This window comes from Chitinimonas arctica (assembly GCF_007431345.1).
Classification (GTDB): domain Bacteria; phylum Pseudomonadota; class Gammaproteobacteria; order Burkholderiales; family Chitinimonadaceae; genus Chitinimonas; species Chitinimonas arctica.
Map to the genome: position 1 here is coordinate 3,191,300 of NZ_CP041730.1, position 18,496 is coordinate 3,209,795.

General features: G+C 62.2%; 15 protein-coding genes. 6 read left to right on the forward strand and 9 right to left on the reverse strand.

Annotation, left to right across the window (positions count from 1 at the left end; genetic code table 11):
- Positions 1-7: 7 nt before the first annotated feature.
- From FNU76_RS14360 to fur, 7 genes are all read right to left on the reverse strand, one after another.
- On the reverse strand, positions 8-1,201 hold the full coding sequence (locus FNU76_RS14360) for an imelysin family protein (protein ID WP_308418646.1): 1,194 nt from the start codon (positions 1,199-1,201) through the stop codon (positions 8-10).
- Entirely contained in the window at positions 1,198-2,592 is a 1,395-nt protein-coding gene (locus FNU76_RS14365; protein ID WP_144278838.1) for a di-heme oxidoreductase family protein, read from the reverse strand. Before FNU76_RS14365 ends, FNU76_RS14360 begins: the two co-directional genes overlap by 4 nt.
- A gap of 106 nt (positions 2,593-2,698) precedes the next feature.
- Positions 2,699-3,847 carry an imelysin family protein gene (locus tag FNU76_RS14370; protein WP_144278839.1) on the reverse strand — a complete coding sequence of 383 codons (1,149 nt, stop codon included), beginning with the start codon at positions 3,845-3,847 and terminating at the stop codon, positions 2,699-2,701.
- Between the two features lie 97 nt (positions 3,848-3,944).
- The gene (locus tag FNU76_RS14375) at positions 3,945-4,820 is read right to left on the reverse strand and encodes a hypothetical protein (protein WP_144278840.1); all 876 of its coding nucleotides are present in this window, start codon (positions 4,818-4,820) and stop codon (positions 3,945-3,947) included.
- A gap of 12 nt (positions 4,821-4,832) precedes the next feature.
- Positions 4,833-5,564 (reverse strand): arginyltransferase, encoded by a 732-nt coding sequence (locus tag FNU76_RS14380; protein ID WP_144278841.1) that lies wholly within the window; start codon positions 5,562-5,564, stop codon positions 4,833-4,835.
- Entirely contained in the window at positions 5,545-6,279 is a 735-nt protein-coding gene (aat, locus tag FNU76_RS14385; RefSeq protein ID WP_144278842.1) for a leucyl/phenylalanyl-tRNA--protein transferase, read from the reverse strand. The genes FNU76_RS14380 and aat overlap by 20 nt, the downstream gene beginning before the upstream one ends.
- Positions 6,276-6,716: a ferric iron uptake transcriptional regulator gene (gene fur / locus FNU76_RS14390; RefSeq protein WP_144278843.1), complete on the reverse strand. Its 441-nt coding sequence runs from the start codon at positions 6,714-6,716 to the stop codon at positions 6,276-6,278. The genes aat and fur overlap by 4 nt, the downstream gene beginning before the upstream one ends.
- 187 nt (positions 6,717-6,903) lie before the next feature.
- On the opposite strand from fur, the gene FNU76_RS14395 reads away from it, so the two are divergent.
- From FNU76_RS14395 to FNU76_RS14415, 5 genes are all read left to right on the forward strand, one after another.
- The gene (locus FNU76_RS14395) at positions 6,904-7,296 is read left to right on the forward strand and encodes an outer membrane protein assembly factor BamE (protein ID WP_144278844.1); all 393 of its coding nucleotides are present in this window, start codon (positions 6,904-6,906) and stop codon (positions 7,294-7,296) included.
- Positions 7,293-8,102, forward strand: coding sequence for a 4-hydroxy-tetrahydrodipicolinate reductase (gene dapB / locus FNU76_RS14400; RefSeq protein WP_144278845.1), 810 nt, complete (start codon positions 7,293-7,295; stop codon positions 8,100-8,102). Before FNU76_RS14395 ends, dapB begins: the two co-directional genes overlap by 4 nt.
- A 229-nt stretch (positions 8,103-8,331) precedes the next feature.
- Positions 8,332-8,811 carry a ribonuclease E activity regulator RraA gene (gene rraA, locus FNU76_RS14405; RefSeq protein WP_144278846.1) on the forward strand — a complete coding sequence of 160 codons (480 nt, stop codon included), beginning with the start codon at positions 8,332-8,334 and terminating at the stop codon, positions 8,809-8,811.
- A gap of 137 nt (positions 8,812-8,948) precedes the next feature.
- A complete protein-coding gene (locus FNU76_RS14410; protein ID WP_144278847.1) occupies positions 8,949-11,597 on the forward strand; it encodes an IPT/TIG domain-containing protein in 2,649 nt (882 codons plus the stop codon).
- An 84-nt stretch (positions 11,598-11,681) separates the two neighbouring features.
- A complete protein-coding gene (locus FNU76_RS14415; RefSeq protein WP_144278848.1) occupies positions 11,682-13,322 on the forward strand; it encodes a response regulator in 1,641 nt (546 codons plus the stop codon).
- Positions 13,323-13,330: 8 nt separating this feature from the next.
- Here the strand turns inward: FNU76_RS14415 and FNU76_RS14420 are convergent, their stop codons facing one another.
- On the reverse strand, positions 13,331-14,518 hold the full coding sequence (locus tag FNU76_RS14420) for a BaiN/RdsA family NAD(P)/FAD-dependent oxidoreductase (RefSeq protein WP_223879025.1): 1,188 nt from the start codon (positions 14,516-14,518) through the stop codon (positions 13,331-13,333).
- Positions 14,519-14,818: 300 nt separating this feature from the next.
- On the opposite strand from FNU76_RS14420, the gene FNU76_RS14425 reads away from it, so the two are divergent.
- Positions 14,819-17,134, forward strand: coding sequence for an autotransporter domain-containing protein (locus FNU76_RS14425; RefSeq protein ID WP_144278849.1), 2,316 nt, complete (start codon positions 14,819-14,821; stop codon positions 17,132-17,134).
- A gap of 65 nt (positions 17,135-17,199) precedes the next feature.
- On the opposite strand, the gene FNU76_RS14430 is transcribed toward FNU76_RS14425, so the two are convergent.
- A complete protein-coding gene (locus FNU76_RS14430; protein ID WP_144278850.1) occupies positions 17,200-18,321 on the reverse strand; it encodes a hypothetical protein in 1,122 nt (373 codons plus the stop codon).
- Between the last annotated feature and the right edge of the window lie 175 nt (positions 18,322-18,496).

An 18,496-nucleotide genomic window follows, 5' to 3' on the forward strand; every position in this document is an offset into this window, starting at 1 on the left:
CACGCCATCAATCGCCGTCGCTGTCCTTGAAGCCTATGGTGACGCCAACCGCATCGGCTACCTGCAGCTCCACCAGCCCCTGCAGCCGCTTGAGCGAATCGAGCAAGGCTTGGCCGGCGGCAGGATTGTTGGCCAGGGAGGTGGCCATATCTTCCGGCAACTTGCCCAGCAGCTTGGCGGCGGTGGCGAATTCGTCCTTCAGATGGCGGACCAGCAGGGGTTTGCCGGCCTGGCCCAGGCGGTCGGCAAAGCTGGGGCCGTTCTGGCTGCTGAAGAACAGGCTTTCCAGCGCGTCCAGGCTGGCATCCAGGCCGGCGCGGGTGTTTTTGCTGCGCCACGCGTCGAAATCCTGCCGGCCGGTCTTCTTGACGAGCTTGTTGCTGCCTAGGCGAGCCATCTTCTTGTCGCGCAGGTTTTCCATGCTGCCTGCAATCAGATTGACCGCGTCTTCGAACTGCTGTCGGCCGCTGTCCGCGTCCAGTGGCGTCTTGGCATAGAGGCGCCAGTCCTTCACCAGGCCGTCGGTCTCGGCAACGATGTCGGCCGCCAAGGCCTCGGCATACTGGCAACGCTTGCGAAACTGCAGGCGGCCCATCTGGGCCTTGGCGCGATCGTCGCCCCACAGCAGATATTCCAGGGCCGGCAAGCCTTGCGCGGCGGCACCCACGCTGTCGGCGATCGCTGCGTCGGGCTGTACCAGCCTGACCGCTTCCTCGACCTTTTCCAGCTTGGTGGGCCAGACATCGATCTGCCAAGCGGTACGGCGGCTCATGATGGGCCCCATGGGCAGCGCTTCCAGCGCACGCCAGGCGAGGTAGGTCTGCTGCCAGGCTAGCCGGGCGGCATCGATGGTGGCCGGGCTCTTGCGCTGGCACAGCGTATCCATATCGCGGTACAGCGCCTTGCTGCTGTCGTTGAGCGTCTGGATGCGTACCTGCTGCTGGGCTTGCCAATTGGCGACGGCGGCAGCTGCATCGAGTTGCGGCAGGGGCTTGCTGGCGGGGGCGCGATGGGCGCCGGCGTCGGTGCGGCGGCCGGTACGGGTGCCGTGGGCTGATTGGCGATAGGTGCCTGGGTGGCACAGGCGCCCAGCAGGAGGACAAGCAGGCTGACGGTGGCGGAACGGCCGTACAAAGGCATCGGATTCCTCTCGGATATACGGACAAAGACGCGGCGGGCGGTCCCGCCGCGTGCGATCTATAGAGACGTCAGAAAACGGACGAGGTTCTCTCTATCCTGTTGCGATAGATTCAAAACGAATTGCTTGCTGGCTTCCGCTTCGCCGCCATGCCAAAGCACGGCTTCCAGCAGGTTGCGGGCGCGGCCGTCGTGCAGGTAGCGGGTGTGGCCATTGACCACGGGCACCAAGCCCAGTCCCCATAATGGCGGGGTTTTCCAATCGCGGCCACCCGCCAGGTGATCGGGCCGATGATCGGCCAAGCCTTCACCCATATCGTGCAGCAGCAGGTCGGTGTAAGGGTAGATGGTCTGCCCGCCCAGTTGCGGGATGGCTTTGAACTCACCGGTGACATAGCGCGGCACATGGCAGCTGGCGCAGCGGGCCTGGTGGAACAGGGTGCGGCCACGCAGGGCGGCCGGGTCGTCCAGATCGCGGGCGGCCGGGACCGCCTGGGTGCGGCTATAGAGGATGACCTGGTCCAATAATTTATCGGGGATCTCCGGATGGCCGCCCCGTGGCGCCTTGCGGCAGTCGGTCTGGCTGGGCATGCATTCCTCGGCCGGGAAGCGGCTGGAGGTGATGCCGAGATCGCCATTGAAGGCCGCGGCGCTTTGGTGCGCGACAGTGCCGGAGTTGGCCTTCCAGCCGAAACGACCTATCACCATCTTGTTCGCATAGGCGTCCCATACGCGGTTGGGGCGGCCCTGGATCCCTTCCTTGTCGGCTGCTTGCCGGCGCGCATTGGCCAGGATATCCCGCTCCCGGATCGCTTCCAGCAAGCCCAGTCCGGTCATGTGCGGCGCAACGCGCGGCGACACCAAGGTGGCGGGGTGCATGGGACCGTAGCCCAGATCGGTGAATGCGTAGCTGGGCTTGAGCAGGCTATAGTGACTGCCGTCGGCGAACTGGCCGGCGATCTCCTCATAACGGATCTGTACCTGTCCTTCCGGCTTGACCTCGCTGATGGCCGAGTTATTGAACTGGCCGCCATAGCGGGGCTCCGGCTTGGGACTGCCATGCGGCGCCCGGCCAGGGATGGACAAGCGGAAAAGCAGGGCCACCGGCTGCTCGCTTTGCAAGCCGTTGCTGAAGACGGGCGGCGCGCCCCGCCCGTCCTCGGTATGGCAGGCACCGCAGGAGTGGGCGATAAAATGCGGTCCGAGGCCATCGCGGGCGGTGGTGGAAGCGGGGGCCTCCACCCAATTCTTCTTGAAGAAGGAATTGCCGATATCGAATGCCGTGGTCTGATCGTCGGTGAGATTGGCGGCGGCCAGCGAGAGAGCGTTCTTGCCGGTCTCGTGGACGGTGGTATCGCCACCTGGCAGTTTTTCGGCTGGATCGAAGGGAGGGACGAACTGGAGGGTCGCCGCGGCGGCGCCCGTCAGCAAGAGCAACGGTAGCAGTATTTTCATGGTCTTCAATATGCAACAAAGGGCATGGCCTTATAAAAGCCATGCCCTGGATGCCGCAGTATAAGGGGAAAGCGGGGTTAGCATAAACGCCGAACCCGCTTGCGCCTTACGCTTTAGTGTTGAGGTTTTTGATGCCGAGCACCTTGGCGGCTTGCACCAGATCGTTGGCCTGGGCCTTCAACGCGTCGATCACGACGCGCACCCGCTTGCGGCCGGGGGCATTATTGCCGCCGATGATTTCCTGGTCGAACGGCGCCTGGATCTCGTTGGCCAACTTCACCGATTGCGCCATATCGGCGCTGGTCTTGGCGGCGATCTTGGCATCCTTGGCGGCGACCAGCTCCCGCAGTGACGGACCGCTCAGTTCGCTACCGTCGGCGCGCTTATAGCGGCCTTCCCAGACATTCTGGATGCCCACCGCATCCACCACGATATCGCGATGGGTATTGTCCGAGAAGCAGCTGTGTTCGTCTTCCTGCGACTTGGTCGCCAAGGCGACTTCCATCCGCTGGCCGGCCAGTTCGCCGCGCGACAACACGCCGATGCCGGTGAGCATTTTCTTCAGCGCATCCTCATCCTTGACGAACTTGGCGCGGTAATTGTCGGCATCGGGCGCCCAGGCCTTGACCATGCTGGCCATATCGTCCACCAGCAGGTCGGTGACCAGCTTCAGATAGGTACGGCGGCGATCGGCATTGGCCGCCTTGCCATCGACGAAATCGGTGAATTGGCGGTCGCCGGGGCCTTTTTGGTTGAGATCCTGGCCCCACAGCAGGAATTCGATGGCATGCCAGCCTGTACTGACGTTCTCTTCGCCGCCCTTCTGATTGGCGGCCAGCAGCAGCTCGCGGTTCAACTTGAGTTTGGGGTTGTTGATCAGCCCGGCCTTGGGCTTGCCCTTGACGTAGTCCACATAGACTTCGTCCATGGGCCAGCTGTTGATCTGTCCTTCGGGTCCATCTTCGCTGTCGATGGGGCCGCTGGCGAAGCGATAGGCCTCGGTCTGGCCATACCACTCGCGCGAGGCCAGCCAGGTATCGCGGGCCGCCTTCAGGGTTTCGGCCGAGGGCGCCGCCAGGAAGGTATCGATACTTTGTTGCAACTGCTTGGCGCCGGCCAAGGCATCTTCATAGCTGGCATGCACGATCAGCGCGTACTGCGCGGCGACCGTCGTCGGCGTCGCCGGTTCGGCTGCGTGGGCGAACAGGCTGCCGCTGAGAGCGACGACAAGCAGGGAGCGACGGAACAGCGACATGACGGGCGTCCTTGGCCTGGATAAGGCGAATTTAATATCAGGCAATGCTAGCGGTAATGAAAATGGTTATCAATGCTGAAGTGTGCACCATGGCGTATCAACCCACCGTCGCGAGTCTCTCCAGTAGTTTCGGCAGGAACCAGCAGCCCATTCCCGCGAGGCCATGCAGCAAAGCCTTGCCCCACCAGCGAGGCCGCTGGCCGTGGGCGACGAAGTGGACCAGCAGGAGACCCAGGAAGGGTGGCATGGCTTGCCATGGTGCTGGCGCGGCAAGCCAGCAGGACCAGGCCACCGCGGCGACACCGGCCAGCCAGGCCGTGGCGGTCGCGGCCGCGGCCAAGGCGATATGGCCGGCGGCCGGGGCATGCAATCCCAGCATCGCTTGTCGATCCGGGGCGATGCTGTCGGGGGCGAGCGCGAGCTGCTCGGCGTGAGACTGCGCCGCCGGGTAATCCATGCCGGCCGCGCTCAGCAAGCCCGCCAATCCCAAGGCTGCTTCGCTGGCGGGCAGGTTTTGCGCCGTTTGCCGGCTGGTTTCGCGGAGTCGATTTCTCTCCCGGCCGGCCGCTCGGCCGGCTTGCCAGGCGGACAGGGCGCCACCGAACAAGGCCAGCAGGATCACCGCCAGTTGGCGGCTGGCATTGCGGCTGTCCATGCCAAGCAGGCCTTCCACCACGCATAGCGTCAGCAGCGCGGCCAGAACGGCCCGCTGCGCCCATGGCGCCTGGTAGGGCAGTCGGTAGGGGCTTAGGCCGGGCAGGCCCAAGCCGGACAGGGTGGGTATTAAAGCACCGGCAAGACGGCTATTGAGTAAACGGCAAAACAGTCGTATCGGAGGGGAGGCAGGGCCGGCCGGCAGGCGGGCGGCGATTTCCAGGTGCCACCATTGTCTTGGCGTACCGGAAGCCGCATCGGCAAGGGCGAGATGGAGATGGCGGGCTGCGGCAGGCTGGAAAAGTAGCTTATTGCCCATTCGCCTGGTGCTTTACCAAACTTCCTGCAGCACGCGCCAACTGCCGTCGACAAAGCCTTCGATAGGCTTGAAGCGGGTCTTGTAGGCCATCTTGCGGCATTCGGCGATCCAGTAGCCCAGGTAGACATAGGGCAGTTGCATGCTTTGCGCCAGTGCCACCTGCCACAGCACGTTATAGGTGCCGAAACTGGCTTGGACATCGTCCGGGTCGAAGAAGGTGTAGACCGAAGACAGGCCATCGTCCAGGCGATCGATCAGGCTGACCATCTTCAATTCGCCGTCCAATCTGAATTCGGCCAGGAAACTATCCACCTGGCTTTTCAGGATGAAGTTTTCGTACTGCTCGCGGTTGTCCTCATCCATCCCGCCGCCGCTATGGCGGCTCTGCTGGTAGCGGTGGTAAAGCTGGTAATGCTCGTCCTGGTAGACAAGCGGCATGGTAATCAGCTGCAGATTGCCGTGGCGCTTGAGAATGCGGCGCTGGGTACGGTCGGCCTTGAAGTCGAACGCGCGCAGGCGCACCGGCACGCAAGCGCGGCATTGGTCGCACCAGGGGCGATAGGTAAACAGGCCGCTGCGACGAAAACCGTTACGTACCAGCTGGCTGTAGATATGGGTATCGATCAGTTCGGCGGGTATGGCGACCTGCGAGCGCGCCATGCGCTTGTCGAGGTAGCTGCATGGGTAGGGCGCCGTGGCGTAGAACTGCAGGCGTATCAGTCGGCTATCGTTGGGATGGCTCATGCGCGTGCTCCAATGGCGTGGCATTGTTCCGACGGTAGTGCCATTTCGCCGCGCCGCCGGCCTGGCTGGTCAGGCGCGCCAGTTCGGCCAAAAAGGCGGGGCGCGGCAACTCGCGGGCGCCGAAGCGTGCCAGGTGGGCCGTCCGCATCTGGCAATCGAGCATGCCGAAGCCTTGCGTTTGTAGCCAGCGCACCAGGTGGACGAAGGCCAGTTTGGACGCATCCGGCCGATTGGCGAACATGGATTCGCCGTAGAACATGCCGCCTATCGCCACGCCATACAAGCCGCCCACCAGTTCGCCCTCCATCCAGCATTCCGCCGAGTGGGCCCAGCCCAGCTCATGCAAGCGACAATATGCTTCTATCACGTCGCGCACAATCCAGGTGCCGTCCTGGCCTGGCCGCGGGCATTGCGCGCAGGCTTCGATGACCGCGCGAAACGCGCTGTCGAAGCGGATTTCATAAGGTTTGTGGCGCAGGGTCTTGGCCAGCGATCGCGCTACCTTCAATTCGGCCGGGAACAGCACCATGCGCGGATCGGGGCTCCACCACAGGATGGGTTCGCCCAGCGAGAACCAGGGGAAGATCCCCTGCCGATAGGCCAGCAGCAGCCGTGCCGGGCTGAGGTCGCCGCCCGCCGCCAGCAAGCCGTTGGGTTCGGCCAGCGCCGTCTCCAATGGTGGAAAGACGAGGGTATCGCCCAGCCAGGGGATCATCGCGTTTTGAATTTACCGGCCAGTCGGCTCTGGCAATCCGAGCAGACGCCATACAGATACATGGCGTGGTCCTGGATCAGGAAGCCATGCTCGGCGGCGATGGCGTCCTGCCGCTTCTCGATTTCGATATCGTAGAACTCTTCGACCTTGCCGCATTTCACGCAGACCAGATGGTCGTGGTGGCCGCCCTGGTTGAGTTCGAAGACCGCCTTGCCCGATTCGAAGTGGTGCCGGACCAACAGGCCGGCCTGCTCGAACTGGGTCAGCACCCGATAGACCGTGGCCAGGCCGACATCGTCCTGTTCGTCCAGCAGCAGGCGATAGACTTCTTCCGCGCTGAGGTGGCGTTGTTCACTGGTTTCAAACAGATTGAGAATCTTAAGGCGCGGCCCTGTGGCTTTCAGTCCGGCATCCTTGAGGTCGCTTGCTTTACTCATGTTCGCGTCCACATTTGAATTGAGTTGGATGAATTCCGCAGCTTGGGCGATGGCATGGCAGCGCCGGGCCGACGGATAGAATAAATGGGCTATGATACGGCACTTCCGCACGGCTAGCCTGTCACGGATTCATGACTATAGAACCTCTCTCCGCCCATATCTTCTCCTTCCTGCCCTCGTGCCCTCCATGCGTACACTGCTGATCGCCATTCTGCTTGCCGGCTTGCCTGCCTGCAGCTACCTCACTCCCTACAAGCTGGATATTCCGCAGGGCAATGCCGTGACGGCCGACCAGGTAGCCAAGCTCAAGCTCGGCATGACCCGTGCCCAGGTCCGTTTCGTACTGGGCACGCCCTTGCTGGTCGATGCTTTCCACCCCAATCGCTGGGACTATCTCTATTACGAGAGCAAAGGCGGCAAATTGGAGCACAACAAGCGCTACAACGTGCTGTTCGACGGTGACCGCGTGATCGGCATGGGTGGTGAAACCCTGCCGGCCAAGGCCGATGTGGCCACCAAGGCGCCGGACGATCCCCGTGCGGCGGCGAAGGCGGCCAACCCGGCGGAAGCCGGCCAATGAGCAAGTCGCTACGGGTAGCGATCGCCGGCGGATCCGGGCGCATGGGCCGGGTGCTGATCGAAGCGGTGCTGGCCCATGACGATTGCAGTTTGAGCGCCGTCCTGGGCCGAGCCGGTTCGGCCAGCCTGGGCCAGGATGCCGGACAGCCGTTCGGCCTGCACACCGGCGTGGTCGTGCGCAGCGATGTCGAAGCCGCCCTGCGCAATGTCGATGTCCTGGTCGACTTTACCCGTCCGGAAGCCACGCTGGCCCATCTGGCCATCTGTCGGCAACTGGGCGTCAAGCTGGTCGTCGGCACCACCGGCTTCGATGAGGCGGGCAAAGCCGCCTTGAAGGAAGCCGGCGGCGAGATCGGCATCGTTTCGGCACCGAATATGAGCGTGGGGGTGAACCTGAGCTTCAAGCTGCTGGAAATCGCCGCCAAGGTACTGGCCACCGGCTACGACATCGAAATCGTCGAAGCGCACCATCGCCATAAGGTCGATGCGCCTTCCGGCACGGCGCTGCGCATGGGCGAAGTGGTGGCCGACGCGCTTGGCCGAGATCTGGCCAGTTGTGCCATCTACGGCCGCGAAGGCGTGACCGGCGCGCGCGATCCATCCAGCATCGGCTTTGCCACGGTGCGGGGCGGCGATGTGGTCGGCGACCATACGGTAATGTTCATGGCCGACGGCGAGCGGGTGGAAATCAGCCACAAGGCCAGTTCGCGCGCCACTTTTGCCCAGGGCGCCCTGCGCGCCGCCTGCTGGCTGGCCGACCGGCCGGCCGGTTTGTACGATATGCAGGATGTGCTGGCGCTGCGATAGCGCAAAAAAAACATGGTTTTCGTTCATTCCGGCAAGCGCCGGAATGACAAACCGTGCGCCACCCTTAAGAATGACGATATCATATCAAGGCAAGCCTCTTGTTACCCAGCTAGACGGCTACGCTTCTGCTTTTCATCGGCAAGTTTAGAAAACGAGAAGATATCTGCGCCCCGTTTTGCTAGTCTCGAATGATTCCATTCCTAGATAGATCAAGCGGAGTTTGTGCAGCATGACTTTTCATACCACCGATATCAGCGACCAGTATGGCGACCGCGTCCAGGTCGGCGACCCCGTGTTCCGGCATTTCGGCGCACGCCGGCGCTTTGCCGGACCCATCGCCACCCTCAAGGTATTCGAGGACAACAGCCTGGTGCGGGCGGAGCTGGAAACCGCCGGTCAGGGCCGGATCCTGGTGGTGGACGGCGGCGGTAGCATGCGTTGCGCACTGGTCGGCGGTCAGCTGGGCGAATTGGCGGTCCGCAACGGCTGGGCCGGCATCGTGGTATGGGGCTGCGTGCGTGACTCGGCCGAACTGGATGCGCAAGAAGTAGGTATACGCGCGCTGGCGACCCATCCGCGCAAAAGTGTCAAGAAGGGCGAGGGAAGCCGCGATATCCCGGTGCATTTCGCTGGATTAGGGTTTACCCCAGGCCACTGGCTGTATGTGGATGAGGACGGTATGGTGATCGCAGTTGAACCTGTGGCTTGAGAAAGGCACCGGCCAACCCGCATGACCGCAGCCCCGCCTTTGTCCAGGCAGGGTGCCGGGTATTCACACCCTCGGCGGCAACGCGATGGGTTCGGTGCACCCGCAAGGCCAGACTATTTACATATTGGAATCAGACCATGCGTCGCTTATTCAGAATCTTCCTTACCCTCCTCGGCCTCGTCGCCGTGCTGGCCGCCTGCGGTGGCGGCGGCGGTGACAGCGATGGCGGGACCACGACCAATCCGACCCCGACGGTATCGCTGACGATTACCTCGCTGACGCCGACCTTGGCGGCGCCGGGTAGCTCCCTGAGCGTGACCGGTACCGGGTTCAACACGGTCACCGCGGTAAGGCTGGGCGGCGTGGCCGCCACGTTCACCGTCCATTCCGACACCAGTCTGACCGTGATCGTCCCGGTCAGCGCGGTAACCGGCGGTTTGCAGTTGGCGTCCGGCAGCTCGACCGTGCAATCGTCCCAGCTGGTGGTCGTACAGGTGCCCGCCGTGACGGCCATCACCCCGACCATCGTCAATGCGGGCGGCCGGATCACCGTCCAGGGCGTTTACCTGGACCAGGTCGCCAGCGTGCGCCTCGGTACGGTGACCCTGCCCATCGTCAGCAAATCCGCCGACCAGCTGGTGCTGGACGTGCCGGCCAACGCCTTCAGCGGCGCCCTGGTGCTGGTCGGCCAGAGCGGCGGCGAATGGACCAGTGTCATTTCGGTGGCCGTGGTGCAGGGGCTGTCGGTCAGTGCCATCAGTCCAGCCGCCGGTATTGTCGGCAGCACGGTGACCCTGAGCGGTAATGGCCTGGACCGGGTCAACCAGGTGTTCTTCGGTGCGGTGGCGGCGGTTCCCGCCAGCAAGCAGAACAATCAGTTGAGCGTCGTGGTGCCGGCCGGTGCGGTCCCCAGCGCCACCACGGCCGCGACCTTGCGACTGGTGACCGACACCGAGCAGTTGATTACCCCCCAGACTTTCCGGGTGGCGCCCCGTATCGCGGTGACCGGCATGACACCCAATTTCGGCCTGGCTGGCCAAGTGGTGACCGTCAGCGGTAGCGGTTTCAGCGAAGTGAAGAGTGCCAGCCTTGGCGGTGTCGCCGTCACCCTGGGCAGCCAGAGCGATACGCAGCTGCAGTTCACTGTGCCGGCCGGTGCGGTGAGCGGCGAAGTCCTGCTGGCAGCCGCTGCGCCCAAATCGCAGAACGATGTCAGCGCCGGCGCCTTCGTGGTGACCAGCGTGGCACCGGCTACCGTGGGACGGATCGATTTTGTGCAGACCTACTCGCAACAGGCCAATGCCACCTACCAGCGACTCTTGCCCGGCAAGCCGGCGGTGGTGCGCGCCTATGTGGTCGGCCAAAGCGGCGCCGCCAGCCCGGGTGTCACCCTGGTGGTGAAAAACGGCAGTACGGTGGTGGCCAGCCTGCCCATGAGCGGTCCGTCGGTGCTGCCGTCCAGCCAGCTGCCTTATAGCCTGGCGCAGACATTCAACGCCACCTTGACCGCCAGCCAGGTGGCCAGCGGCTTGAATGTGACCGTGCAATTGAGCCAAACGGCGACTGGCAGCTTGAGCGCCACGCCGTCAATGGGAGCCTCGACCAACCTCAAGCTGGTGCTGGTGCCGCTGCAAGCCGGTCTTTCCACCGGTGTGCTGCCCAGCCTGGGCGCGGTGCGCCAAACCTTGCTGCGGACCATGCCCTTGGCCGACACGGCCGTGCAGATAACGACGCGCGGTACTTACCAGCTCACTTCGGTGAATGCGCCACCGCAGGGCAGCGCGGACTGGAACAGCATGCTGGACGAGCTGGAAACCCTGCGCAGCAACGAAGCGGACAACCGGCACTATTTCGGTTTCGTCCCCAACCCCAACTTGAATCGTTCGCAAACGGTGGGTCTGGGATTCCAGAACGGCCCGGGTTTCAGCCGCTCGGACTCGGCCATCGGCCTGGACAGCACCTATGCCGGCTGGCAAGACACCTTCGTCCACGAGATGGGGCATAACTTCACCCGTCCGCATGCGCCATGCGGCAACCCCGACGGCGTGGATGGCAGCTACCCCTACGCGAACGGCGCCCTCAGCGGCACGCCGCTGTATGACATCAATACCGGTGCCCTGAGCGACCCGGCCGGCCAGACCGATGTGATGGGCTACTGTGACGGCAGCTGGTTCTCCGACTATAACTACCGGGCCGTACAGACCTGGCTGGAAGGCAATGGTTATCCGCGCGTTGCCGGCGGTACGGTGGAAAGCGAGCTATTGCTGGTCAGCGGCTATATTGATGCGAAGGGCGTGCACTTCTCGCCCTTGCAGGCCCGGCGCGGTCAGCCGCAGCTGTACGCAGGCGGTAGCCATGTGCTGCGTTTGACCTTGGCGGACGGTTCGGTGCGCGAGCATAGCCTGCGTACCGTGCCGGTGCCCGATGGCCATTCGATCGCCTTCCGCCTGGCGATGCCTTATCCAGGCCCGCTGAGCCGGCTCGATATCGTGAAGGACGGCAAGCTGTTGCAACAGCCGGCCGCCAAGGTAGCGCAGCTGCAAGGTGCGGCCGGACCGGCCAAGGTGGATTGGCGCGAGGTGGGCGGCGAACTGCTGCTGAGCTGGAATGCCACGGCCTATCCCCGCCTGTCGGTGACCCATGTCGGCAGCGAGCGCCAGGTGCTGGCGGCCGGACTGACCGGCGGTAGCGCCCGGCTGCCCATGGCCGGACTGCCGGCTGGCGGGAAGCTGGAATTCTCCCTGGGCCGCGCGCTGGATGCGCGGGTGCTGCAGGTAAAACGCTGAGGTCGGAATCCTCCCGGCACTGTCCCTAGGCAGTGCCGGGATCTCGGGCCTCTCTCCCCGTACTGTTCAGAGAGGCACCGATAGATGTCGAATGCCACGCCCTCCGCCTTGATCGCCGATCCATCCAACACGGTGCGCCTCTCCTTGCGCGCCATTCTGCAGGGCTGCGATATCGGCCGTATCGATACCGCCTCCACCATCGCCGAAGCGCGCCGCAAGCTGATCGATTGCAAATACGACGTGGTGCTGTGCGAATACCATTTCGAAGGCGATGAATCCGGCCAGGATCTGCTGGAAGAGTTGCGGGAGAAAAAAACCCTGCCGCTTTCCACGCTCTTTATCATGGTGACCGGCGAGGCCGCCTATGCCCGTGTCGCTGGGGTAGCGGAAGAAACGCCGGACGACTATATGCTCAAGCCGGTCCAGGCTGGCGAGTTGTCGGAGCGGCTCGAGAAGGCCTTCGCCCGCCGGCAGGCCTTGATGGAAATCTACGAGGCGCTGAACGGCAAGCACTACACCAAGGCGCTGAAGGCCGCGCAACAGATGATGGCCTTGAAAACGCCCTATCTCGCCGACATCATCAAGCTGGCCGCCAATATCTTCTACCGCTTGGGCCGCCTGGACGAATCGGCCGCCATGTACAAGCGCATCCTGGAAACCCGCAATCCCGCCTGGGCCAAGCTGGGCCTGGCGAGGGTGGCGCTGCGGCAGGGCGACAAGGCGACCGCCGAAACGGCCATGCTGGACATCATCAACCAGTACTACCGCTATTTGCCGGTATACAACCAACTGGTGGAGCTCTATCTGTCGGAGGAACGTTTCGCCGATGCGCTCGATATCACCGAGCAGGCGATCAAGATCACGCCGAACAATCTCAAGCGCCTGCAAAAGGCCGGCCAGCTAGCCTATAGCCTGGGTGACGCGACCAAGGCCGCCGAGTATCTGGGGCGGGCGGTCAAGGTGAACGGCAAGGCGGTCGATCTGGACTATCGCAGCATCTTTCACCTGGCTTTGATGCAGTTCGACGGCGGCCAGGCGCCCGATGCCGCCAGCCTGGTCAAACAGATCGCCGCCAAGCAGAAGAACGATATGCTGAGCGAGGACGGCCGCCGCGGCGAGTGGTATGGCGACCTGGCACTGGCGACCGAATCCATTGCCCGGCGCGAGCCCCTGGCCGCCATCGATCTGTTGCGCAGCCTGGCCGGGCATTGGGATGCGCCGGATTTCAATTTCGAGTTCGCGCTCGACTATTTCACCGTGATCGACCGGCTCTATGCCGACGATATCGCCGGGACCCTGGTCGAATGGCTGCAGTCGTTGGCCCTCCGCTTCAACACCGGCAGGCAGGCGGAGGAGCTCCTGATCCAGCCGCTGTCCAGGCGGGCCAGATTGGTGGAGGTGGTTGGCCAAGCCGGCGTGTTCGTCTCGGAGATCACCAATCAAGCCGCCAAACTGCTGGTGGATAACGATTTCCGCGCGGCCGCCGAGATCCTGATCCCGGAAGCCCAACGCACCCGCAACAACCGCCTGCTGGCCGCCGCCGCCAATGCCGCCGCCAAATGTTTTCAGTCCTTTCACGAACCGGCATTCAAACAGCAGGCGGAAACCTGTCTGGCCTTTATGGTGCCGGTGGATGAGCTGCTGACCCAGCGTCTACGTGCGCTATTGGCCGGTCCTGCCCCAGAGGCCGAAGCTCCCGAGGCCGAGGGGGACGAAGCGGACTGACTGCAGGGCTAGGCCACGCTCCCTGCCACCCAGCCCGACGCCCAAGCCCACTGGAAGTTGTATCCCCCCAGCCAGCCCGTGACATCGACCACCTCGCCGACGAAGAAGAGTCCAGGCACCTTGCGCGCCATCATGGTCTTGGACGACAAGGCATCGGTGTCCACGCCGCCCCGCGTCACTTCCGCCTTCTTGTAGCCTTCGCTGCCGCTGGGTTTGACCCGCCAGTCGTGCAAATGCCCGCTGATCTGCGCCAGCTCCGCCGCGCTGTACTGCTTCATGGGCTTGATGGCGATATGCGCCGCACAAAAAGCCTGGGCGAAGCGTTTGGGCAGCCAATCGGCCAACACATTCGGCAACAGCATATCGGAGCGCTTGGCCTCTTCGAATAGCTGAGCGGCATCGCGACCGGGCAGCAGATCCAGTGCGATCTCCTGGCCGGGCGTCCAATATGAGGAGATCTGCAGGATGGCGGGTCCCGATACGCCGCGATGGGTAAACAGCACATTCTCGCGGAAATGCGGACCGGCGCCCGCATGGGCATCGCAGTCGAGCGATACGCCGGCCAGCTCGCCATACAGGTCCTTCGGCTCGAAGGTGAGGGGCACCAGGCCGGCTGCCAGCGGTGTCAGCGGCAGGCCGAATTGCTTGGCCACCTCGTAGCCGAAGCCGGTGGCGCCGATAGGCGGGATGGACAGCCCGCCGCTGGCGATGATCAGGCTCTGGCAACGCCAATGCTCGCGGCTGGTACGGACGATAAAACCACTGTCCAGCCGCTCGATGCCTTCCACCGAGGTCGCCATGCGCCAGACCGTGCCGCCCTGGTCGCATTCCGCTTTCAGCATATCGATGATGTCCTGGGCGGATTCGTCGCAGAACAGCTGGCCCAGCTTCTTTTCATGCCAGGCAATGCCGTGGCGGTTCACCAGTTCGATAAAGTCGTGCTGGCTGTACTGCGCCAAGGCCGACTTGCAGTAGTGCGGATTACGCGACACGTAACGCTCGGCGGTGCAGTGCAGATTGGTGAAATTGCAGCGCCCGCCACCGGAAATCCGGATTTTCTCGGCCAATCGTTCGCTATGGTCGATCAGGGCCACCCCGCGCCCGCGTTGGCTTGCACTGGCGGCGGCCATCATGCCGGCCGCGCCCGCACCGATCACGATAACGTCTATGTCCTGCACTTTGTCTTGAACGGGCATCTAGTGTAATAACTCGAATTTGTCATATAGTGGCAACATTGCCTGGCAGCACGGACGTACAGAATATTGCGCGTACTCAACCTGCGGCTCACCACCCGGCGGAGCCGGGTGTTCACGGACCGTGATAACTCAACGTTTCCTCGCTGATTTATCCCACTCCCCCCGCCCTCGCCGCCGCGAGGGAGCCTCGCTGGCGCTCGTTAGCGCATTAATTCAGTGTTTCCCTAAGCGCTTGTTCCGCATGCCGCCACGGCACTCCCCGAATTCTAAGCCCTGAACCCCCTCCCAAGAGAGACATCAATGAAACGCTTTGGTCTTGCCCGCACCGTCGTCACCACCGCCTTGGTCGCCGCCGCCTTCTCGCCGCTGGCTCAAGCCGCCGGTAGTTACGCCAATGTGGTTGTATTCGGCGACAGCCTGAGCGACGTAGGCGCCTTTGGCGGCCTCCCCGGCTACCCGGTGGGAAATCGCTGGACTTACGATACCAATGGCAAGAAATCGGATATCTATGCCGATATCCTGGCGCGCAAGTACGGCATCAGCCTGAGCCCGGCCAATCCGGCCAACCCGCTCCTGCCGGCAGGCGGCAATGGCTGGGCGCAGGGCGCCGCCAAATCGTCCGACCTGGTGACGCAGTTGGGCAGCTACCTGGCCAGCCGAGGCGGCAAGGCCGATCCGAACGCGCTGTATTCGATCTGGATCGGCGGCAACGATGTCACGCCCGCCCTGACCGCCGGCCAGGCCGGTGGTACCGCCGCCGCCCAGGCTGTCATGGCCACCGCCGTGCAGACCACGCTCAGCCAGATCGCCACCCTCAAGGCGGCCGGCGCCAAGCATATCCTGGTATTGAATGCACCCGACGTGGGTCGGACGCCGCTATTGTTCAGCACGGTCGCCAGCCAGGCCGCCGGCAACGTCAGCGCCACCGTGGGCACCAGCGCCAATGCCACGCTTATCCTGACCGGCATCAATCCTGCGCTGACCAATCCGGCCAATCCGGCCGCCGCCACCCTGATCGCCGCCACCGCCAATGCCCTGAAAAACGCCAGCTCGGCGACCCTGGCCGGCAGCATCCACAGCGCCCTGAATGCCGGCGGCGCCGATAGCGCCGCCCAGCAGACCGCCATCGCCAATGCGGTGACTGCCGCGACCAATGCCATCGTCACCGGCTACCCCGCCGCTGCCGCCAAAGCGGTCGCCGATACCCTGGTCGGTGCAGGCGTACTTGCCAACCCAAGCAGCGGCGCCGTGGCCCTGGCTACCTACAATGCCGTGATCGCCGGCGTCAGCGGCAATCTCAGCGCCCAGGTCGCCGCCCAGGCCCCCGCCATCAGCGCTGGTATCAGCAGCGGCTATGCGCAACTTTCCAGCAGCGCGACCAGCTTGGTCGACAGCATCTACAACCCGGCCCTGAATGCGGGCATCGCCCAGATCTCCGGCGGTACCGTGATTCAGGTCGATATCAATCGGCTGATGAAGGAAGCCCTGGCCAGCCCGGCCAAGTTCGGATTCGGCAATGTCACCGGCAGCGCTTGCGGTAGCGCCGCCAATGTCTGTAGCGACAAGGACGCCAGCTTCGACGCCAGCAAGTCATTCTTCTTCGCCGACCCTTTCCATCCCACGCCCGAAGCGCATAAGGCGGTCGCGGCGTTTATCGCCTCCATCATGGATGCGCCGTACTACGCCGCGCAATTGCCGAACAACCAGGCCATCGCCGTCAACGCCACGCAAACGGCCTTGGACGAGCGGTCCGGCCAAGCCCGCTCGGTGGGCGCGCTGGACGGTTTCGCCCGTATCAGCCGTTTGAACAACGACCAGTCGGCCAACCATGGCGCGCTGAAGAGCGATGGCAGCAACACCGCCGTCACCGTCGGCGCCGACTACCAGGTAGCGGCGAATATCTCGGCCGGCGTAGCGTTTACCCAATCCAGGAACAAGACCGACTTCGCCAACAATGTCGGTAGCTTCAAGGCAAACAATACGCTGATGTCGGTGTTCGGCCGCTATGAATCCGGTTCGATCAGTGTCTCCGGCGACGTCTATTTCGGTTCCACCCGCTTCAGCGATATCAACCGCCGCATCCAGCTGGGCGCGCTGAACCGGATCGAAAGCGGCGATACCCATGGTACCCAGGTGGGTCTGCGGGCAGCCGGCAGCTATCTACTGTCCATGGGCAAGATCAGCGTGGCGCCGACCGTGAGCCTGGCCTTCGGCGAGAACGTGGTGGGCGGCTACGCGGAAAATTGCGCGGACATCACCGGTTCCAGCAGCTGCAGTACCTCGATGCGCTATGAGAAGCAAAGGGTCGATTCCCTGCTGCTGGGCCTGGGCGCCAAGCTGAACGCCGACCTGGGCAAGGTGCAGCCGTTTGCTTCGGTGATGTTCTACAAGGACAGCAAGGATAAGGATAGGCATGTCGGCGCCGGCCAGGTCGGCCAGGCAAGCACCTTCGAAACGGCGGTCTTTACCCCGGACAGCAGCTACGCCGTGTTGAGCCTGGGTGCGCGCGCCAAGTTGGGCAATGCCATGAGCGCCTACGCCAGCTACACCCGTACCCAGGGTGCCCGCGACGAGAAGCGCGATGCTATTTCGGTGGGGGTGCAGGGGACGTTCTAAGTACGGCGCTGATTGTTTGGACTGACGCCCGCATGGTTTTTTGCGGGCGTTTTTGTGTATGCGGACTAAACATATGGGGGGAAGGAGGGGGGGCGGTGAATGTCGCTGAGAAGAATCAGCGAATTATCATGCGGTTTCGTAGGAGGTTCTCCACCGATGATTTCCATGATCGCATTTACGGCGTCTTTGTTTTGCTTAAAAAGCACCGTGGATTCTGATCCTTTCTTCACTACTAAGTCATAGTCCTCTCCTTCGTGCATGGCTATTTCCTGATAATCGTAGTCCTTGCAAGAAGTTGCAGTGGGGTCATTCTTTGTAAATTGCGATAATATTTCATCGCTGCAAGCGCAATTCAAACGCAACACCGTCAGATATTTTGTCGTTGTTCCATTGTTCTTGGAGTAAGACACCAAAATGTCCCGTACACCAGGTTTACGCCAAGGATTTGGATGATCCTTTTCCGTTATCTTTTGAAAATTCGTGCTCATCTTGTTCAGATAGGCATGCAATACCTGTGGTGGTAGGCTAGGGGAAATCTCAATGGAGCTACCAGGCATGGCATGTATTGGGAGCAGCGAAGGCGGGATATTGCTCTGCTCGCCCTCCTTTGCGGCCGTACGTTTCAGCTCTATGTTAATGTAATTTTCCGAATGACCAGTGTGCGAAATGTAAATGACATATTTAGACGTGCCTCCTTCATCTTGGGTGCTCAGTAGCTTAAGGTAGAATTCATGTTTTATTATGTCGTGCAGCTCTTTTTTGGTATTCGCCAAGCAATCCCTGATCTCGACTATTTTTGATGCCGGATCGCCGGTGCCTTGATCTAGGGTGTTGATTATACTCTCTAGCCTTGCTTTGCTGGTGTCAATAACATTCTTTGATTTATTAATGGACTCATTGATGCTGCCCTTTACGCTCTCGCTTATTTCACGATGCTTTTTATCTAGTTTATCTCGGAATTCAGAATCTATTCCGAAGTGCTTGGTGAGGCGGTAGCGTAAAGTGGTAAACCAACCCTCTATGGTCAAATTTGCGGAGGTGTTTGTTATTAAACTATGTGCTTCTTTTCCCCACACATTCTGGGCGGATAAATCGGCAGTGGCTGCTTTTATGCCTAGATCGATTTTAATCTGCCTACTTGGGCTGATATGCATATTGGTCGTAAAATTCCTGAGTGCAGAGTTCATGCGTGCATCCAATTCCTGTTAAAAAACCGTAGCGACAAACAATGCACCTTATCGCATCTTAGATTTTAAAAATGGTATCACGCCCAGTGCGGCCATTCTTTAGGAAATCGGAAGCATTTACTTTTTTGCAGCATGTCGCGCCGACGCGAGGATGGGACGTGTGCACGGGAGATGC

Excerpts from the sequence above, each read along its gene's own strand:
- FNU76_RS14365 (WP_144278838.1), bottom strand. The coding sequence starts at position 2,592 with ATGAAAATACTGCTACCGTTGCTCTTGCTGACGGGCGCCGCCGCGGCG.
- FNU76_RS14370 (WP_144278839.1), bottom strand. The coding sequence starts at position 3,847 with ATGTCGCTGTTCCGTCGCTCCCTGCTTGTCGTCGCTCTCAGCGGCAGC.
- FNU76_RS14375 (WP_144278840.1), bottom strand. The coding sequence starts at position 4,820 with ATGGGCAATAAGCTACTTTTCCAGCCTGCCGCAGCCCGCCATCTCCAT.
- FNU76_RS14380 (WP_144278841.1), bottom strand. The coding sequence starts at position 5,564 with ATGAGCCATCCCAACGATAGCCGACTGATACGCCTGCAGTTCTACGCC.
- aat (WP_144278842.1), bottom strand. The coding sequence starts at position 6,279 with ATGATCCCCTGGCTGGGCGATACCCTCGTCTTTCCACCATTGGAGACG.
- fur (WP_144278843.1), bottom strand. The coding sequence starts at position 6,716 with ATGAGTAAAGCAAGCGACCTCAAGGATGCCGGACTGAAAGCCACAGGG.
- FNU76_RS14395 (WP_144278844.1), top strand. The coding sequence starts at position 6,904 with ATGCGTACACTGCTGATCGCCATTCTGCTTGCCGGCTTGCCTGCCTGC.
- dapB (WP_144278845.1), top strand. The coding sequence starts at position 7,293 with ATGAGCAAGTCGCTACGGGTAGCGATCGCCGGCGGATCCGGGCGCATG.
- rraA (WP_144278846.1), top strand. The coding sequence starts at position 8,332 with ATGACTTTTCATACCACCGATATCAGCGACCAGTATGGCGACCGCGTC.
- FNU76_RS14410 (WP_144278847.1), top strand. The coding sequence starts at position 8,949 with ATGCGTCGCTTATTCAGAATCTTCCTTACCCTCCTCGGCCTCGTCGCC.
- FNU76_RS14415 (WP_144278848.1), top strand. The coding sequence starts at position 11,682 with ATGTCGAATGCCACGCCCTCCGCCTTGATCGCCGATCCATCCAACACG.
- FNU76_RS14420 (WP_223879025.1), bottom strand. The coding sequence starts at position 14,518 with ATGCCCGTTCAAGACAAAGTGCAGGACATAGACGTTATCGTGATCGGT.
- FNU76_RS14425 (WP_144278849.1), top strand. The coding sequence starts at position 14,819 with ATGAAACGCTTTGGTCTTGCCCGCACCGTCGTCACCACCGCCTTGGTC.
- FNU76_RS14430 (WP_144278850.1), bottom strand. The coding sequence starts at position 18,321 with ATGAACTCTGCACTCAGGAATTTTACGACCAATATGCATATCAGCCCA.